16 protein-coding genes are annotated in these 15,619 nt (G+C 24.4%); 9 read left to right on the top strand and 7 right to left on the bottom strand.

Features of this window, described 5'->3' with window-relative positions; all coding sequences use genetic code 11:
- Positions 1-11 precede the first annotated feature (11 nt).
- Genes E6771_RS00240 through E6771_RS00225 form a run of 4 tightly spaced genes read right to left on the bottom strand, consistent with a single transcriptional unit; the run spans position 12 to position 3,561 of the window.
- The gene (locus E6771_RS00240) at positions 12-536 is read right to left on the bottom strand and encodes a helix-hairpin-helix domain-containing protein (RefSeq protein WP_316088768.1); all 525 of its coding nucleotides are present in this window, start codon (positions 534-536) and stop codon (positions 12-14) included.
- Complete coding sequence (locus E6771_RS00235) at positions 537-1,940, bottom strand: coproporphyrinogen III oxidase (protein WP_316088767.1); 1,404 nt, start codon at positions 1,938-1,940, stop codon at positions 537-539.
- On the bottom strand, positions 1,934-2,536 hold the full coding sequence (locus E6771_RS00230) for a sugar O-acetyltransferase (protein WP_316088766.1): 603 nt from the start codon (positions 2,534-2,536) through the stop codon (positions 1,934-1,936). Before E6771_RS00230 ends, E6771_RS00235 begins: the two co-directional genes overlap by 7 nt.
- Positions 2,536-3,561, bottom strand: coding sequence for a PilT/PilU family type 4a pilus ATPase (locus E6771_RS00225; protein WP_316088765.1), 1,026 nt, complete (start codon positions 3,559-3,561; stop codon positions 2,536-2,538). The genes E6771_RS00230 and E6771_RS00225 overlap by 1 nt, the downstream gene beginning before the upstream one ends.
- A 318-nt stretch (positions 3,562-3,879) precedes the next feature.
- On the opposite strand from E6771_RS00225, the gene E6771_RS00220 reads away from it, so the two are divergent.
- From E6771_RS00220 to E6771_RS00185, 8 genes are all read left to right on the top strand, one after another.
- Positions 3,880-5,232: an MATE family efflux transporter gene (locus E6771_RS00220; protein WP_316088764.1), complete on the top strand. Its 1,353-nt coding sequence runs from the start codon at positions 3,880-3,882 to the stop codon at positions 5,230-5,232.
- Positions 5,233-5,955: 723 nt separating this feature from the next.
- On the top strand, positions 5,956-6,144 hold the full coding sequence (locus E6771_RS00215; RefSeq protein WP_316088762.1) for a hypothetical protein: 189 nt from the start codon (positions 5,956-5,958) through the stop codon (positions 6,142-6,144).
- Between the two features lie 691 nt (positions 6,145-6,835).
- Positions 6,836-7,270 carry a hypothetical protein gene (locus E6771_RS00210; RefSeq protein ID WP_316088761.1) on the top strand — a complete coding sequence of 145 codons (435 nt, stop codon included), beginning with the start codon at positions 6,836-6,838 and terminating at the stop codon, positions 7,268-7,270.
- 919 nt (positions 7,271-8,189) lie between these two features.
- Positions 8,190-8,333 carry a hypothetical protein gene (locus tag E6771_RS00205; RefSeq protein ID WP_316088760.1) on the top strand — a complete coding sequence of 48 codons (144 nt, stop codon included), beginning with the start codon at positions 8,190-8,192 and terminating at the stop codon, positions 8,331-8,333.
- Between the two features lie 878 nt (positions 8,334-9,211).
- Positions 9,212-9,835, top strand: coding sequence for a hypothetical protein (locus E6771_RS00200; protein WP_316088759.1), 624 nt, complete (start codon positions 9,212-9,214; stop codon positions 9,833-9,835).
- A gap of 507 nt (positions 9,836-10,342) precedes the next feature.
- Positions 10,343-10,618, top strand: a complete 276-nt coding sequence (locus tag E6771_RS00195; protein WP_316088758.1) for an HU family DNA-binding protein — start codon at positions 10,343-10,345, stop codon at positions 10,616-10,618.
- A gap of 66 nt (positions 10,619-10,684) precedes the next feature.
- A complete protein-coding gene (locus tag E6771_RS00190; RefSeq protein WP_316088757.1) occupies positions 10,685-11,296 on the top strand; it encodes a hypothetical protein in 612 nt (203 codons plus the stop codon).
- A gap of 82 nt (positions 11,297-11,378) precedes the next feature.
- Entirely contained in the window at positions 11,379-11,999 is a 621-nt protein-coding gene (locus E6771_RS00185; RefSeq protein WP_316088756.1) for a hypothetical protein, read from the top strand.
- A gap of 444 nt (positions 12,000-12,443) precedes the next feature.
- Here E6771_RS00185 and E6771_RS00180 read toward each other — a convergent pair whose 3' ends face one another.
- On the bottom strand, positions 12,444-12,890 hold the full coding sequence (locus E6771_RS00180) for a GNAT family N-acetyltransferase (protein WP_316088755.1): 447 nt from the start codon (positions 12,888-12,890) through the stop codon (positions 12,444-12,446).
- A gap of 1,247 nt (positions 12,891-14,137) precedes the next feature.
- Here E6771_RS00180 and E6771_RS00175 point away from each other — a divergent pair.
- On the top strand, positions 14,138-14,458 hold the full coding sequence (locus E6771_RS00175; RefSeq protein ID WP_316088754.1) for a hypothetical protein: 321 nt from the start codon (positions 14,138-14,140) through the stop codon (positions 14,456-14,458).
- Positions 14,459-15,008: 550 nt separating this feature from the next.
- On the opposite strand, the gene E6771_RS00170 is transcribed toward E6771_RS00175, so the two are convergent.
- Both E6771_RS00170 and E6771_RS00165 read right to left on the bottom strand, forming a co-directional pair.
- Positions 15,009-15,215 (bottom strand): hypothetical protein, encoded by a 207-nt coding sequence (locus E6771_RS00170; RefSeq protein WP_316088753.1) that lies wholly within the window; start codon positions 15,213-15,215, stop codon positions 15,009-15,011.
- An 18-nt stretch (positions 15,216-15,233) separates the two neighbouring features.
- Positions 15,234-15,599, bottom strand: coding sequence for an adhesion protein FadA (locus tag E6771_RS00165; protein ID WP_316088752.1), 366 nt, complete (start codon positions 15,597-15,599; stop codon positions 15,234-15,236).
- Positions 15,600-15,619 lie beyond the last annotated feature (20 nt).

Genomic DNA, 15,619 nt, shown 5'->3' with positions numbered 1-15,619 from the left:
TCATATCACCTCTAAAATTTATCATATTTAATTATTTCTTTATATTTTTCATATCTTTTTTTTGAAAGTATTTCCATTAATTGAAGATTATTATCTATTCTATTATTTTTATTAATATATTCTCTAATTTTTTTGATCTCTTTTTTCTCAAAACCAAAATATTTTAAAAGTTCATCATTAACCTCATTTATATAGAGAGGTTTTTTTTCAATTTCACTCTCTATTTTAAATTTTTTAGAAAGTTTTTCATAAGTTGCTTCTCCAATCCCCTTTATCCTTTTCATCTCTTCTAACTTTTCAAAACCACCTGTTTTTTCTCTATAGTTTAAAATCTTGTTAACATATCCTATTCCTATTCCCTGTGACACCATTTCTTCTTTAGAAACAATGTTTACATCCATAAGGTTATCTGTTTTTTCAAGCATATTTTCACTCATTATTAATTTAAATGGTTTTGAACTTTCCTCTTCTCCAAAACTAAAATTGCTGATAATTATAACTATAGCAGCAATAAGTAATCCTTTACAGATTTTCATCTATATTTCTCCTTTTTTAAATAATTTATACTTACTCTCCATTCTTTCTTTCATTTCTTTTATATATAATGCTGGATCTTTTGGATTAATTATTCTTTCAATATAATCTCTGAACTCTGTTTCTTCTATTACTATTTTTGTGATAGCTCCTCCTCCTAATCCCATAGTTGACTGATTTTCCTCTATCATCTCTATATTAAATACAGATTCCTTTCCTTCTTTTGCATAACCAACATTTTCTCCCCATTCCATAATATTTTTCTGCCTATACATGTAATATGGTTTCATCTGTTTTTTCTTAGTAAGCTCTTTTATTCTGTTTTCTATTATATCTCTGTTCAGTTCTTTTCTACTTTTATCCTCTTTAAAAAGTTTAGATGCTCTTTTAAATGCCAGAGAATGTATAGTTAGATTTTCTATATCATATTTTTCTATTTCACCTAAAGTATAAACTACATCTTCTGTTGTTTCATCTGGAAGCCCTATTATCAAATCCATATTTATTATAAAACCCATATTTTTAGCAATTTTAAAATATTTATCAAAATTTTCTCTATTAAACCTTCTATTTACTTTTTTTAAGGTTTCTTCATTAAACGTTTGAGGATTCAAACTTATTCTATCAACACCATATTTCTTTACAAGTTCTAATTTTTTTTCAGTAAGGGAATCTTCCCTTCCAGCTTCAAAAGTAAATTCTTTCAAATGAGTCATATCTATATTTTCATTTATTTTCCTTAAAACTTTTTCTAAATCACTTTCTGTAAGTGTACTTGGAGTTCCTCCACCTATATAGATAGATTCTATCTTATATCCTTCATCTCTCAAAAATCTTCCAGCCATTTCTATCTCTTCTAATAAAGTTTCAACAAATTCTTTGTAATATCTTCCTACTCCTCCATTTATCTCATAAGAAGCAAATGAACAATATTTACATTTAGTTGGGCAAAAAGGTATTCCCACATATAAATTTATATATTTTCTATTCAAAAATTCCATTTCTTTCTTTACAGTATCCATAAGAAGCTCTATTTTTTCATCACTTACAATATAAAAATTTCTTAACATCTCTTCTGCTTCCTCATATGAATATCCTAAAGATAACAGCCTTCTCAATACTTTTGTAGGTCTTACTCCCATGAGTCCACCCCAAGAATATCCCTTGTTATATACTTTTAATAGAAGGATTTTTACCATAGTCTGTTTCTGCTCATCTATTTTATCTTCTTGATTTGCATATGAAAAATTTCCTTTTTTTCCATCTATGTTCATATTTATTTCTATAGTATCAAAAGTTTCTTTTATAGAAAGATTCATAGTTTTATCAAGTGCTTCTGGTACCATCACTCTTGCAAATTCTTCTATACTTCTGGTATTTATTTCAAAATCTGAATTAATTAACACTTTTCCTCCAAATTGAATTTTTCCATCATCTTATCTTTTTCCTCAATCTCTCTTAATACTCTGCACGGATTTCCTGCTGCTATAACATTTTCAGGAATGTCTTTTACAACTACACTCCCTGAACCAATTACACTATTTCTTCCAATAGTTACCCCATCATTTATTGTAACTGCTCCACCTATCCATACACCATCTTCTATTGTTATATGAGTCCCATACTCATATCCTGTTTCTCTTTCAGTTGAAAACAGAGGATGATTTACTGCTAAAAAAGATACTCTAGGACCTATTAACACATTATTTCCTATTTTTATTTTACCAATATCAAGAAATATGCAGTCATGGTTTATAAAGGTATTATCTCCAATTGAAATATTATATCCATAATCACATATAATAGGACTCATAACAACAGCATTCTCTCCTACTTCTTTGAAAAGTTCTTTTATGTTTTTCAATATTTCATCAGACTTTTCAAAAGAAAGAGAATTTATTTTAAAGCATTTTTTCTTTGCTTCTATTCTTTCAGCAATCATTTCTTCTGTGTTTCCTTGATAAAGTTTTCCTAACAGCATTCTTTCTTTTTCTTTATTCATTATTGACCTCTTTTTCTGTCATATTCTTCTTTATTTATAACTCCACTTTTATACATATTAGAAAGATATTCCTTCATAGATATCATTCCATACTTTTGTCCTGTTTCCATAGCAGTAGATATCTGATTTATTTTTCCAGTTGCTATATAGTTAGATACAGCAGTATTCACAAAAAGTATTTCAAAAGCTGGAATAATTTCATCTTTTTTATCTAATAATAATTGCTGACTCACAATACCCCTTAATACTGAACTAAGCTGTATTTTTATCTGTTCCTGTTTTTCTTCTGAAAAAATATCTATGAGACGATTAATTGTTTCTGCTGCTCCATTAGTATGAAGAGTTCCAAATACAAGATGTCCTGTTTCAGCTGATATAAGAGCTGCTTCTATACTCTCTGTATCTCTTAATTCTCCTACCATTATTATATCTGGATCCTGCCTAAGTACACTTTTTAAAGCATTTGCAAAAGATAAAGTATCTCTTCCCACTTCTCTTTGTCTTATAAAACTTTTTTTATTTTCAAAGATATATTCAATAGGATCTTCAAGAGTTATTATACTCAAAGCTTCTCTTTGGTTTATTTCTTCTATCATAGCTGCCAAAGTTGTGCTCTTTCCACTTCCTGTAGCTCCTGTCACAAGTACCAGTCCATTTTTATATTTTATCATACTTTTCAATATTTCTGGAAGATTCAGCTTTTCAAAGCTCTGTACTTTTCTTGTTAAAACTCTTATGGAAAATGCTGGTGAATCTTTTTCATTATATAAATTTATCCTATATCTTCTTTTTTTTACGTCTTCAAAAGCTATATCTATCTCCTTAACTTTTTCAAATATTTCTTTTTGTTTTTCTGTTAATATCTCTTTTATACAATCTATTAAAAAGTTCTTTGAAACTTCTTTATTTTTTTCATCTCTCATCAGTTCTCCATTTATTCTATAGATTACTTTTTCTCCATTTACAAGATGAATGTCTGATGCTCTTTTTTCTTGACCTTTTTCTAAAATATCTAATAAAACCATTATCCCTTCCCTTAAATAAATTTTACTTTATATTATAGCATATTTTATATCATTTGTCTTCTTTGACCTTTTTTAAAACTCTTTTTTCTAGGTAATTATATCATGATTTTTCACTCAGGTCTAACTATTGAAAATGATACAATATATTTTTATTTTCCTCCACACACATATAGATTTTTCTTGATAATTTTTTTAAAATATCGTATACTTAGTTGTTCATCGGAGGGTATATAAAAAATTTATATGCTGGATAAGATGGTTGGATGAAACCAACTGTTTTATCCAGCATTTTTTAATTTACAGGAGGATTTTTTATTTATGAAACAAAAAAATTTACTAATTGAAGGAAGTGTTTTTAAAGGATTGATGAAGTTCTCATTTCCTTTTCTTCTGGCAAGTCTTCTCCAAGCATTTTATGGAGCTGCTGATCTTTTTGTAGTTGGACAATATGCAAATTCTGCTGCTGTATCTGCTGTGGCTATTGGAAGCCAAGTAATGCAGACAATCACTGGTGTTATTTTAGGAATAACAACTGGAGGAACTATCCTTATTGGACAGTATCTTGGAGCAAAAAGAGAAAAAGATATGGCAAAAACTATTGGAACTATTATATGTATTTTTGAAATTATTTCTATAGTTCTTACTATTTTGATGATATTATCTACTAATTATATTACCAAGATAATGCATACTCCTACTGAAGCAATAATATATACTCAGCAGTATATCCTTATATGTTCATGTGGTATTCCATTTATTATAGGTTATAATGCTGTAAGTGGTATTCTGAGAGGAATGGGTGATTCAAAAACTCCTTTATATTTCATAACTATTGCTTGTTTTATAAATATAACTGCTGATATTATACTGGTTGATTTTTTCAAAATGGGAGCTACTGGTGCTGCTATTGCCACTATAGGTGCACAAGGGGTCAGCTTTTTACTTGCTGTCTTATTTTTATGGAAAAAAGGATTCTCTTTTGAATTTGGTAAAAAATATATCTGGTTATTTCCTAAAAAAGCTAAAATTATATTTCATCTTGGACTTCCAATTGCATTACAGGATGGACTTATAAATATATCTTTTTTGCTTATTACAACTATCATAAATACTATGGGTCTTACTGCTTCAGCTGCTGTAGGAGTGGTTGAAAAAGTTATTGTATTTGCTATGCTTCCACCAACAGCTTTTGCTTCTGCCATAGCTGTAATGACTGCACAAAATATGGGAGCTGGAAAAATGGACAGAGCTCAGAAATCTCTTTATTCTGGAATAGGATGCTCTTTAATTTTAGGTATTGCTTTTTATATATATTCACAAATTTTTCCTGAAAAAATTACATCTCTTTTCTCTAATGATAAAGAAGTTATATATACAGCTGCAATGTATTTAAGATCATATAGTATAGATTGTATACTTGTTTGCTTTATATTTTGTATGAATTCCTTTTTTAGTGGGTGTGGGCATCCTATATTTCCAATGATACATAGCCTTATAGCTACATTTTTAATAAGAATTCCTGTTTCTTTTGTTCTAAGCAGAATAGAAGGAATAACTCTTTATGAAATAGGTTTTGGAGCTCCTTTAGCTACATTTATATCTTTAATAATGTGTATAATTTATATGAAATATGGAAGTTGGAAAAAAAATACTATGCTGAAAAGCAGATAATTCAATATAGAAAAATAGTTTTTTACTACTTTCAATCTGCAGACTAATGACTGAATAAGCTTATTTGTTTATTCAGTCGTTTTTATTTTTAAAAATATTTTTAAGTAATTTCTGGTGATTATTTCTCTTATTTTCTCATTTTTATTTTTCATCTCTAAAGATTATATATCTAATCTTTATACAGTTCCAACTTGGATTATAAAAAGTATTTTACCAGTCTTTCTTATAAATATCATTTTTTTATTGCCAAATATATTTTTAGAAATATGCAAATATGTTTTAAGTGGATTAAATTAAAGAAAAATTTGTTATAAAAAATTTATTTATTCAAAAAACTCTTATATTGATAACAATATTTTTATTTAAACCACAAAATTTAAAAGAATTAATTCTTATAGTTGGATATTTTCAACTAACTTTGGCTTTAATATATATTTTTATTTATTACAAAAATATATATTTATTAAAAAATTTAAAAGAAGTATCGAGCTTAGAGGCATCTACTAGAGTATAGTAAGTTTTTTAGTGATATCATTATAAATTTCAATAGAAAAAATTAGCCTATCTTTTAAATACTTGTCACTTCGTATTTATGACAAGTATTTTTAAATTAGATAGATTGAAACTAAACTGAACAAAAAAATAAATTAGTATAAAATAATTTGAATAATTAAAAAATAATAAAATATTTGAGGAAAAACAGAAGATCAAGAAAGGATTAAAATGATAAAAATACTATTATATTTTATAATAACTTATTCTTTATTTCCAAATGTTCGGATTTATGAAGGAAAAATACATACTTCAGAAATTGAATTTCAAATAGAATATAATTTTGATGGAACTATAAAAAATGCAATATATGCATATAGTGATAGAGGAATTCCTATAATTTTTAGAAAAAATAGCTAATAATATATTTTATGAATATGATAACTTTGGAAAACATAAACGATTACTCACTAAGGTAGCTTAGGCTGTAGACAATTAAATTTTAAAATAAGAATTGATAAGAAATACTTATGTTGAAAAAACAAGGTCTGCTTATTAATATTTAATTAGAATAATATTAACAAATTACAATATAGGTTTTTTCCTAAAAAATTTCTATTTAGTAAGAAGAACCTCTTTGTCCATAGGTTCTTTTTTTATTATTTAAAAAAGGAATTCTCAATTTAATTAGAATATTTCAATATAACATATTTTTTTCTCTCCTACAATATGTTTAATATGTCCAAAAGAGTGAGTTCACCTCCAAGAACTCCTTTTTTATTTTAATTTTCTACATTTAGTTTTGAAAATAAATTTTCAAAATTATTTCCAAAATAAGAAATGGGACAAGATTTAATTACAAATTCTAACATTTATTTAAAGAAAAAATTATAAGGAAATATATAGAAAATATTTGATATCCAATAACCTAATTTTATCATATATTACAAACTTCTTTGATTAATTAATTAGTTGATAAGTCTGATTAGTTGTATCAAAAGAGTTTGATCTTAATAGACTTTGGATTATACCACACTATTTTACTAAGAATACTTCCTTATTTTTTAAGATTTTGTTATAATACATCTAAAGTTTAAAAGGAGATACTATATTGAAAAAAATTACTATTATGTTCTTAATGTTATCAACTTTATCTTTCACAAGTTCTTTTAATAAAAAAGATATTCTCTTTTTAAATAATTTATATGAAATTTCATCTATTAAAAAAAGCTCTTTTGCGCCTACCAGTAAAAATGAAGATTCCAAGCTTCATTATGGTAAAATTTTCTTTTTTTCTAACAAAGAATATGCTTATGATTTTTTCTTTACATCTATTCTTTTTTCAAAATCATTTCTTAATGATTATTTAAAAATAACTACCAACAATATTGAATTAATAGCTGATGATTTATTAAAAAAAGATGAAAATCTTATAAATATTACTATTTTGCGTGTAGATAATAATACCATCTTGCAAATTTATTTAAAAGAAAATAGAAAAAAAGAAAATTTTTATATTGTTGGAATTTCTATTTTTGATTTTTAAGTCTTGTGTCTTAAGACTTTTGTATCTTTAAATAGAAGCAATTAGGAAAAAGAATATTATTAAAATAACCTTCATTTTAGATATGAAAAATCCTTTAATTTAAAGATGTATTTAACTATATTATATACCTTAAACTATGAATAAATATTTGCTGTTCCTCTTTAACAAATAGTAAAATGAAATGGGATAAAATATATAAAAAATTCTCTATTGCATGAGACTATTGCTTTCTTTATGAAAGAAAATAATTATACTTAGATACAAAATTATTAATTTTTTAGCAACAGAAATAACAGTATTTAGCAAATTTGTAATAAAGTAAAAATCAAGCAAAAAATAAAACTTTTCTATTTAAAATTTATGTAGCATTGAAAAAATTAAAAGATAAAAGATCTTTTTCAGGCTCAAGAAACATATAGTTTAAAAAAATAATAAAAATATTAGTATCACATTAAATTTTTCAGATTTATATGATATTAAATATTTTGAAGATAGAAAATTATTAAAAGAGCATAATGATATCTATTTTGATTGATTACAAGAGATTTTATATAAATAAAAAACAAATGGATAGTACTTCATATATTACCCTTACAGGAGATTTTTAAATGAAACATATCCAAGAATCAAAACCAAAAATAAAATTGAATATGATGGAAAAATTATAGAATTAGTTGATAACCTTTATAAACTAAAAAATAAGACAAGTATTAACTTAATATTTTATGTTGCTGATAACTACAGTAAATTGGAGTTAATATATTCAGTAATTATATCAAGAAGCTTTTAACCTGTCTGTTTGTACAGAACAAGATCTTATAGTTATAGATTATTTCAAGAAAAAATAAGAGAGTAATATTTTATAATATTACTCTCACAAAATAAATTATTGAAGGAAAAATATGAAGGATGAAAAATAATGTTAATAAGTAATGAATTAGGAAAAATTTCTAAAGATTTTTTAAATGGTTATAAAAGAATTAATTTTGAACTTAATTTTAAAGAAACAAATGGAGTTTTTACAGGCTTATATATAAATGATGAAATAAAAAAGAGCTTATAAAAAATATCCTGATATTTATTTTTATTAATTCTTGTTTCTTTTATTAATTTAGAAACAGATATTTTCTTCTCTTTTCTTTTTAATTTCAGTAACTCAAACGTTATAAACTATCACTTAATAATAAAATTGTCTCAAACTTCAAAAAAGATTTCTAATAAGAATTAATATAATTTCAAAACTTAAAGATAATTTTTTCTTAAATAAAAAAATCAAGAAAGTTTTTATTCCTGACTTTTTTATTTATATACTTTCTTATAATCTCTTCTTCTTCTTCATTAAATCTTATTAATATAACAGCCATTTTTTCAACTCCTTTGGTAAAGCTACTTTTATATACCGTATTACATTGTAAACAAAAAGTCAATATTATTTAATATAAAATGCTTAAATAGGTTATATTTCTAGTTTAAAATGTAAAAACTAATGAAATATATCTTTTAGAAAAGACTATAAAAAATGATTTTAAATTTTTTAAATATTAAAAATAAAATCTAGGAATCCATAAATATGGAATATCGACCACTTAACTTAGTGTTTTCAAATATTCACTTTATAGAATACCCTTTTTAGACATTTTTGCAAGATACTTTATTCATAATTCATTTTTATATGTAGTAACTGAATAGAAATATTTTACCTATTTCTCTTATGCTATGTGTAGCTATTAATCCAATCCTTTCTATGGTATAATTTTCTCAAAGAACACTTCACAAAGGAACTTTAAATATTGCTCTCCTGATGAAAGCCTTTAATCATTCAGTAGTTGAACAAACTTTAAAATATATTGGTATTGAAAAAGAAAATATTTTTGATATATCCCCAAAATTTGTAATATAAAGAATTAAAAATATTAATAAAGTCAAAAAAGGAGAATTTCCATGAAATCTAAAAAAAAATATTTATATTTATTTATTGTTTGGGGAATTTTTATAAGTCTGGAAATAATTTTCATAATTACTTTTTATTTAGAAATAATTATGTCTCCTATAGAAATTGTTGGAGTAGAAGAAAAGCAAAATGTTTTTTATGGTATTCTTTCTATTTCACTGATTATTTTAGCTATTTGCCTTGTTTGGTTTTTTATATGGAAAATTAAATGTAAAAATCAAGATACTTACTACTCTTTTCTAACAGAAGAAGAAAAAAAGGTTTTCTTCCCTTTACTGCTTCATGAGAATATCCTTGCTATCAATAGAGGTTTTTCTCTTGAAGGAATAAACACTAATTCAATATTATGGATACACACTTACATTGCAAATACTAGATATAATAAAAATTCATTAATAATATATTTCTATAAAACTAATGGAAAAAATAGTAAAATTACATTAGCACCTCATAAAGTTAAACTATTTTTCAATTTTTTAGATAGAATAACTTTAAATAACCCAAAAATAAAAATAACTAATGGTTTTCTTTCAAAAGAATACAAGAATCAAAAAAAATGGTACAAAGATTGGTTTAAAAGCCATTTTAAATTCAGTAAATTTTTCTTATTTTGATATTTTATCAAACTTTATTTTTGCATCTAAAAATATTTGTGGTAGTGGGTTTCATTTCTTAATTATTTTAGAATATACCTAACTTTTGAAGAACTTAAGAAAAAAATTTTAATAAGAATTATCACACTTTCAGAACTTAAAGACAAATTCATTCTTAAATAGAAAAAATCCAACAATAAAACCTTTCTGAATTTTCTATTTATATACTTTCCCTCCATACTCAAAATCTAAAACTATATTAAAATTTATCCTCTTTGCTTAAATTTATTTTTACATATTTCATTAAAGCTTCATATTTCTCTTTTTCTAAATAAATTTTTTCTGAGTTATAGCAATATATTGTGTGTGTTTAATAATTGTAATCATCATAATTTAATTCAAAAAACAAAAGAATTATTAATAGTTCAAATAAGTACAACAACTTCTTTTTTATTTGACTTTCTTCTTGTTTTTCCCTTATAATTCTTATGTAATTAAATTTTAACTACATAACAACAGGAGGTCATTGTGACTAAAAAAGAATTTATTGATTTATATTTTTCAAAAGGAGAATTTGAAACTAAAGCAGATGCTGAAAGAAAGGCTGCAGCTTTCTTAACAGTTATTGAAGAAAGATTACTAAAAGGAGAAGATGTTACTTTTCTTGGATTTGGAAAATTTGAAGTAGTGGATAGAGCAGCTAGAACTTGTAGAAATCCACAAACTGGAAAAGAAATGAAAGTAGAAGCTAAAAAAGCTGTTAAATTTAAAGCCAGTAAAACTCTTTCAGAAAAAATTAAATAAATATTTAATAAAATAAGGAGGTAATATGATAACTGGCTTATTCTACGGTTTATCATATAAGAATGAATGAAAAAATTATTATTTGTACTAATACTACTAATTTTTATAATCCCAATAATATTTTTAGCAAATAAAAATTTTGATGGAATTAAAACCCCAAGATTAAAAAATGATATTTCTAGGGTAGATGTTTCAGGAACATATAAAATAACATTTGATGAATTAGTGGAGTTACTTAAAGAAATTGATCCTACAGCAAGTATCAAAGTTGATAATAGAGTAAAAAAATTTACTGAACAAAATGGTGACATAAGAGATCACTATAAAAGTGTAATATTTTCTTCTCATGAAATAAGAGGTTATTTTAATGAAGAAAAAGAACACTTAACTGCTGTTGCAGTATATTCTAAATTTGGAATAAGTAAAGCAGGTAAAAATACTTCAGAGTTTAATACAACTGTTGAATTTGATAAAGGAACAATCAATAATTTTAAATCTAAAGTCTTAATTGTAAATAATATTTTAAATTCAAGTAATTCTCAAAAAGAAATGACAAAGTTTCTAAAAAATACAATAAAAAAAGAAATAAAAAGTAATCAAAAAGGAGAGGTTGGCGATTCAACAATATATTTATATAAAGATATTAACTCAATTGTTATTGAATTTATACCTAAATAGATATAATAAATCAGAAAACTCTTTTAGAAAAAATTAAATAAATATTTTAAAATGTAAGTTGTTATATATAAAAGGAGAACAAATGGAATTTATCACTAAAAGAACAAAAAGAATACTAGCCGCATTTGAAGTAACTTTAGGACTTATAATTTTTATTACTTTTGTAAGTTTTGCTATCATAACAAGTAAAATGGGAAATATCCATATACCACATGAAGAAATAATTTCTATAGTTGGAGAAGAACCAACATTAGCTGATTTTGGTGGTGGAGAGAAACTTATTCAAGCAAAGGAAGAATATTCTAAAAAATATAAAATAGAAAAAAATAAAAAGTTAGAGGTATTACAAGCAGAAAGAAAAAAAATATTAAATCAGAAATTGATAAAATTAGGTATTGCTGAAACTATTATTGCTATAATAATTTTTTTCCTTTATTTACGAACAATAGTAAAGTCTTTTAAAATTGAAGACAACACTATTACGTTTACTTATGTAAATAATAAACAAAAACAAATAAATATTGTTGAAAATAATGTAAAATTCCAAAGAGTAAGATTATTTTCTATTCGATATATGTATATTCCTAGAATATATTATATATTTCATTACACTTATAAAGCTCAAAAAGAAGATCAGGAGACTGTTTATATTTCTGAAAAAGAAGGAATAAAAATTGCTGAATATTTTGATGGTATAAAATAAGACTTGTAGAAAAAATCAAATAATTACTATTAAGGAAAATATAAATGATTGATGAAGAACATTTCAACTCTACTACCATTAAAATAAGAAAGCAAGAAAAAGTTTTAAGTGTAAAAGATTTAGTTGAAAGTAATTATAATTTCCATAATTCCTATTGTAAATATAATAATGTGGATTGTTTGGCTAGTTTCAGAAAAAACAAATTTAAACTTAAAAAATTATATTAAAGCATGTTTTATCCTTATAGCAATACTTATATTACTATGGTTTATTATATTTTTAGTAACTCTTATGAGGTCTTAATTTAGATAGAGATTCAAAAAATAAAAAAGAATAGGGAAATTCCCTATTCTACAGTTATTTTTATTTCTTACTTTATATTAAAATAGTCAACTATTTCTTATATTAATTTTTCTTTTTTATTTAAAAAAATAGAGAATTCCATTAAATAGTGATTTCTAGCCATTCATCCGTTTCTTTAAAACCAAACTTTTTATAAACTGGTCTTCCTAATTTTGAGGCACCAAGCCAAACTTTCTCAATTCCTGCTTGTTGTATATCTTTTACCAGTCTGTTTAATAAAGATGTAGCAATCCCTTTCCCACGATATTCAGGTGATGTATACATATTTGTTATATATGCTTTTTTACCACTTATATTAGTATATGTGGGTGGAAAATCGTAAAATATAACAGCAGCACTAGCAATGACAATACTGTTACTCTCAACAAGCCATTCTATCATTGTGTTATTACCCAAAAAGTTTCTAAAGAATCCATCCAATTCATAATCAATGTTTTGAGTAATTCGAATTCCTTCATCTATAAGTTGCTTTTTTCTTAGGTCAATCAAAAGTTCAATGTCTTCTAAAGTTGCTCTTCTAAATTCCATACAATGCCTCCACTAATATAAATACTCTGTATAATACTGTTTCAACAGCTGTTCTTCTAACAGTTTTAAAACTAAATGGTTTATGCCTGTTATTGTTCTAATGTTATTTATACCCATACTGCACACAAATTACTCCTTAAAATATAACAAAGAGTAACCATATGAAAAAGACTGTCAGCACAATTTTTAAAAAAAATTCTTTATAATACTTTTGTATGACATTATAGATATTATACTATACATTGAGTGATATCTCCACAATAAAATACGATTTTTCCCCAGTACTTTGATCTTTATTGACATTCCTTTGATATAAGTTTAGGAAATCTTAATTAGATAGAGATTGAAAAAATAAAAAAGGCAGTTTGGTAGCTGCTTTAACTTTTTTCTTTTATTTTTTTATTTATATATCTTACTTCTATATTCAAAATCTGATGCTATTATTATGAGTCTATAGGTTTCCCTATAAAAGAAGGTTATATATTTAAGAACCTTTCACATTATAATATCAAACACAAGATTGATAGACCTGTTAGTGTTAATAGAGTAAGTCAAGAATTTCATAAGTTGCGTGATATGCTTAGTATTGAATATTTTATTGAGTCACATTCTCTTAGAAAAACATGGGGATATTATGTATATAAAGGTACTTTAAAGTATATTGATATTGAAGAAGAAAATATTACTAAAATTTGTCCTCAATTTGAGATATAAATAAAGGAGTAAAAATATGGATATGGATGCACTTTTTGATGTCATTACATTTATAATTAAAATTATTACTTTTGTAGGACTTATATATTAGTATTGATATGAACGAAAACTATGATTATGATTGGTTGGATTACAAAAATAGAAAACATTTCTTATTTGATTATTTAGCAGATAAATTCTTTAAATAAATATACAAAGATAAAATACTGGCAAAATAAACCAGTGTTTTTTATTTTATAACATACTAAAAAAATTATTTAGTTCGAGAATTTTATTAATGAAAAATAAAAACGCTTTAAAATCAATTTTACAAATTTATATAAATTTTTCCTTAAATTAATAAAGAGAACTATTTCTAGTCCTCATCATCAATAATTTCTATTTCTTTTATATTGAGTTCCTAATTATGGTTAATAATAATATAAAAAAGGAAAAGTATTTATTCAAAGTATAATATTGTGAAAGCATCTAAAATTTTTCTTTAAAGTTAATGAGAGGTATTTTTTAATTAATATTATAGAGGAGGGATATAAATGACAAGAGATGATTTTAAAATAATTGAAGAAAAAATTCATTTAAAACATGCTTATATTTCTGATGGAACACATAAATTAAAAATTGAAAAGATTAATATTCAAGTTATAGATAATAACCCTTCTGTTTTACTAGAAACAGAAAGTATTTTTACTGATAAACATTGGGAGGAATTTGATAAGGATGTTTATAAAAAATTTGCTGAAGATATAGCAAAAGATGTTAGAGATGCTTTAAATAGTAATTCTAAAGTAAAAATTACTTTATTTCTTAACAAAATGCTTGGAAAAGATAAGGTTCTTCTAGAATCTTCTTATTAACATAATTTTTTTAGATGCTTGATTATTGAAAATATAGATAAATATATTGAATTGTAGAGAGAACAAAAAATTAGAAAAGTATTGAAAAAAATAGACCTCAAAAAGTCTAAATAAAATTTTATTATTTTCTGTTGAAAAAGCTATTGCCTTTATAATTTATTTTTACAGTACTCTAATATTCATTTATAATAATTTTTTTAAAATTCCATTTTTCTGCCAAAGCTTTTCCTGATTTAAATTTAATTGCTTTTTTTAGTGTAACTTTCTCCTAAAAATTGAAATGAATTATAATCTGGCTCTTTCCACATTTTCCCGCATAAAATATACTGTTCTTATCTTTATTTTGGTAAGTATTTTATATTTGTTCTTCTATATTAAGCATAATTAATTTCGTATAAAACTTAAATTAATATTGTATATAAAATATGCAAAAGAAATTAAAAATAAGAATAAAGAATTAGAAAATGAGAGATAAAAAGAAGACTACTATTTCTAGTAGTCTTAGGTTATAGATAATTGAATTTATCTAGAGTCTTTTTTATCTTGTTATTTAATTCATTTCTTGGCTATAGACTTTAAATAATTCCATTAAAATTTTACTGTTTGTTTGATATTTCCTTCTTAACTTATTCAAACTCTTATTTATAAATGTATACTCTTCTCTAGTAAATCTGCAGCCTAAAATTCTATATTTTTTTACACCACTTCCTAGTGGTCTCCCTCTTGTTGGTTTAGCTTTTTCTTTTTCTTCCCTCATAAATCTTTCCCCTCTCCCCTATTTAATCATTTCAAATAAATTAATTATTTCTTCCTGTTTCTTCATCTCTTCTTCTAGTACTTTCTTAGCATCAGAATATTTTTTAGCAAGCTGACTATATTGATCCTTATAATATCTATTTCCTTTCACATCAGCTATACGCTTTTCCTGTGTAACTATTTGTTGATACATCTCTCTCTGCTGAATAAGAGTTCTTTGAGCTTCCTCAGCTTCTGATTTTCTTTGCTCATACATAGCTTTTTCTTCAGCTTCAAGCTGTTGAAAATTAAGTTCCAGCTGCTCTAATGTAGATAAAACATTAGACTCAGCAAATGTTGTTATTGATGCTACAAACAGAAAACATCCTAATAGTGTTTTTTTCATTTTTCCCCCTTATGTTTTTT

The sequence above is a fragment of the Fusobacterium sp. genome (genome assembly GCF_032477075.1).
Lineage (GTDB): Bacteria > Fusobacteriota > Fusobacteriia > Fusobacteriales > Fusobacteriaceae > Fusobacterium_A.
This window is presented reverse-complemented; position numbering and strand designations above follow the sequence as displayed.

Coding starts and splice junctions, on each gene's coding strand:
- E6771_RS00220 (WP_316088764.1), top strand. CDS start 3,880: ATGAAACAAAAAAATTTACTAATTGAAGGAAGTGTTTTTAAAGGATTG.
- E6771_RS00215 (WP_316088762.1), top strand. CDS start 5,956: ATGATAAAAATACTATTATATTTTATAATAACTTATTCTTTATTTCCA.
- E6771_RS00240 (WP_316088768.1), bottom strand. CDS start 536: ATGAAAATCTGTAAAGGATTACTTATTGCTGCTATAGTTATAATTATC.
- E6771_RS00180 (WP_316088755.1), bottom strand. CDS start 12,890: ATGGAATTTAGAAGAGCAACTTTAGAAGACATTGAACTTTTGATTGAC.
- E6771_RS00200 (WP_316088759.1), top strand. CDS start 9,212: ATGAAATCTAAAAAAAAATATTTATATTTATTTATTGTTTGGGGAATT.
- E6771_RS00205 (WP_316088760.1), top strand. CDS start 8,190: ATGTTAATAAGTAATGAATTAGGAAAAATTTCTAAAGATTTTTTAAAT.
- E6771_RS00190 (WP_316088757.1), top strand. CDS start 10,685: ATGAAAAAATTATTATTTGTACTAATACTACTAATTTTTATAATCCCA.
- E6771_RS00225 (WP_316088765.1), bottom strand. CDS start 3,561: ATGGTTTTATTAGATATTTTAGAAAAAGGTCAAGAAAAAAGAGCATCA.
- E6771_RS00230 (WP_316088766.1), bottom strand. CDS start 2,536: ATGAATAAAGAAAAAGAAAGAATGCTGTTAGGAAAACTTTATCAAGGA.
- E6771_RS00165 (WP_316088752.1), bottom strand. CDS start 15,599: ATGAAAAAAACACTATTAGGATGTTTTCTGTTTGTAGCATCAATAACA.
- E6771_RS00175 (WP_316088754.1), top strand. CDS start 14,138: ATGACAAGAGATGATTTTAAAATAATTGAAGAAAAAATTCATTTAAAA.
- E6771_RS00170 (WP_316088753.1), bottom strand. CDS start 15,215: ATGAGGGAAGAAAAAGAAAAAGCTAAACCAACAAGAGGGAGACCACTA.
- E6771_RS00185 (WP_316088756.1), top strand. CDS start 11,379: ATGGAATTTATCACTAAAAGAACAAAAAGAATACTAGCCGCATTTGAA.